The organism is Clostridioides sp. ZZV14-6345, assembly GCF_020657775.1.
Taxonomy (GTDB): domain Bacteria; phylum Bacillota; class Clostridia; order Peptostreptococcales; family Peptostreptococcaceae; genus Clostridioides; species Clostridioides difficile_D.
Genome location: NZ_JAGWCX010000131.1, coordinates 1 through 2,627 on the forward strand (window position 1 = coordinate 1; position 2,627 = coordinate 2,627).

The following is a 2,627-nucleotide window of genomic DNA, read 5'->3' on the forward strand; positions in this document are numbered from 1 at the left end:
AAGTTTTATATTAACTATGTGGTATGTAAATGTATTATAATCTCCTGTATTAGTTTTATATTAACTAAAATGTATAGAATAAAACCTGTATTCATATTTAAACTATGTATCTATATAAAAAAGTGAACCCTGTCAACAAACCACTTTTTTATATAGATAAATTATTATTTTGTTTTAAGATGTAACATACTAATGATAAATGTTTGTAACAACATGTTTATCATTAGTATCTTATACATAAAAGTTTAATTTTTTACATAAGCTTATTTTTTAGAAAAATGAGCAGTATCAATAAATATCTTGTCTAAATTTTCTCTAGTAACTAATTGACCAGTTATAAGATTAGCTTCAACAGTAACACTACTTTGATTGTCAAACTCTGAACTTGAGTTTAAAGGTTCATTCTTTTCCATATAAACAGCTTTATTATTCGCATATACTATAACAATTTTTACCATGTGCTTTTGATAAATACAGAGCTTTATCAGCTTTAGAAAATAAATCTTTATACAATCTAGTTGAATCACTAGCAAAAGCAACACCAATGCTTAATGTTATTTTGTGTCTATCTTTTATTCTTATTTTACTTGCATCATTTAAAATATCATTAGTGGTTTTTATTATTAAATCTTTTGTTAGTGATTTTATAAATATCATAAATTCATCTCCACCAATGCGAGCAACTATATCTTTATCCTGTGTGTTATGTAATAGTACTTTTGATACAGCAACTAAAACATCATTTCCCTCTAAATGTCCAAAAGTATCATTTACAGTTTTAAAATCATCAATATCAATAACTAATAGAGCATCATTATTTTGGGCTTTAGAACTGCATAGGTACTCTTGGATAAAATTTTGTGAGACCCTTTGATTATATAATTGTGTTAGCGGGTCGCGTTGAGCTTGATTAATTAAGCTTTCTAATTTAGATTTATCTTCAGTTATATCTTTTAAAACACCTATTGTTTTGATTGGATTGTGGTCACTATCATAGATAACTGAACATTGAACACGAATCCATCTCCATTCATCTTTAGTTAATGAATTTAGCTGTCGTATCTCAATTGTTTCTCTAAGATTTCCACGAAGTATTTCTAATAATTTTCCAATATCATCAAGGTGAATGATTTTTCCAGATTCTAGCATCTTAGAATAATTTTTTGTTTCAAAATTTTCTAATTCAATTTTTTTATCAATTTCTACACGTTGATACTTTATAAAGTTGTCATTTTCAATATCATATTCAAACATTATGTCTGTAATATTTTGTAAAGCAATACGATATCGTTCCCTCTCTAATTTTAGTTCAGATTCTATGTTTTTTAGTTGAGTGATGTCAGTAATAATACTATTAATTTTTACTATGCCATCACTATTTAATGATTTCATGCCAGAATCTAATACCCACATTAATGTTCCATCTTTTTTTCGTATTCTATATTCAGATGAATATGTAGGTCCCTTTGCAAAGCATCGTTCACAGTCTTCCAGTGCTTTAGGTAAATCTGGTGGATATACAGCACCTACTGCTGAACCACCACTCATTTCCATGAACTCATCATATGTATATCCTAATATTTTGGGCAATCCTTCATTAACATAGAAAAACGAGTATGTATCATCATCATTGCTACCTTTTAATCCACCATTAATATTATTCGTAATCATCTCGATAACTTCTGTTTTTTCCTTTAGTAATCTTTGTAGATAGTCATAACTTTGTGTTCCAATTTTAGTAGGAAAGTATTCATCAAGTTGCATTTCACCATAAGGGTTTGATATATGCATGTGTTTTACTAATAATTTTTCTCTATCTTCAATTATCTCAAATGTACAACGCTGATTTGCCTCTAAAATCATTTGCTCATTTTCTTTAGTACGAACAGTATATTTTCCTAATACCATACATCTATTTTTATATTCACTTACAATTTCAAATATGTCATTACTTATATCACAGGAAGGAATTTCATCTTGACCTGCATAAAAATAATTTTTAATTTCATTAAAGGAAGTGAGAAATTCCTGTTCTCCTGGGCCAATCCATGTGACATCTTGTGAAAGGTACTTTAATACTTCATCAATATCTCTATTTATATAAAAACTTGTTATAATATGTTTTGCTAATTTGGGTGCTTTTTTTAGGAGTATGCTCATGATATTCCTCCTCTCTTTTTGTTATTATATCTTAATTATATTATACATTAATATATTTAAATTAAAAACTTTGTTGAACTATGATATTTTTATTAAATAGGTTAATTTTAACGAAAAAGAACTGAAACAATACATGCTTCAGCTTTTAATGCTGATATCTTATATAAATACATATTTATAATGTAAAATACTTATATTAAATAAAATACTTTTAAAATTTTTTTACGGTTTCTAGTTGCGAATAAACATAGTTTTTGCCAACTTCGCTAGAAAATATGACAATAAATTAATCTCCTGCTAATTATAATATAAGCAGAATTTATCAATAACTTGTATTATCTTTTTTAAACTCTAAAATCTAGTTTAAAGTTTTATGATAAGGATTATTTTTTACTAAATATAATTGAATATTGTGAGAATACATAAAAAATTTAGCAATATTATATTTATATATTATAATATAAAAA

At 26.0% G+C, this 2,627-nt stretch carries 2 protein-coding genes; both read right to left on the bottom strand.

Features of this window, described 5'->3' with window-relative positions:
* Window positions 1-263 precede the first annotated feature (263 nt).
* Window positions 264-413, bottom strand: a complete 150-nt coding sequence (locus KGF39_RS19170; RefSeq protein WP_227823538.1) for a hypothetical protein — start codon at window positions 411-413, stop codon at window positions 264-266.
* Between the two features lie 13 nt (window positions 414-426).
* On the bottom strand, window positions 427-2,160 hold the full coding sequence (locus KGF39_RS19175; protein WP_227823539.1) for a sensor domain-containing diguanylate cyclase: 1,734 nt from the start codon (window positions 2,158-2,160) through the stop codon (window positions 427-429).
* Window positions 2,161-2,627 lie beyond the last annotated feature (467 nt).

Excerpts from the sequence above, each read along its gene's own strand:
- KGF39_RS19170 (WP_227823538.1), bottom strand. The coding sequence starts at position 413 with ATGGAAAAGAATGAACCTTTAAACTCAAGTTCAGAGTTTGACAATCAA.
- KGF39_RS19175 (WP_227823539.1), bottom strand. The coding sequence starts at position 2,160 with ATGAGCATACTCCTAAAAAAAGCACCCAAATTAGCAAAACATATTATA.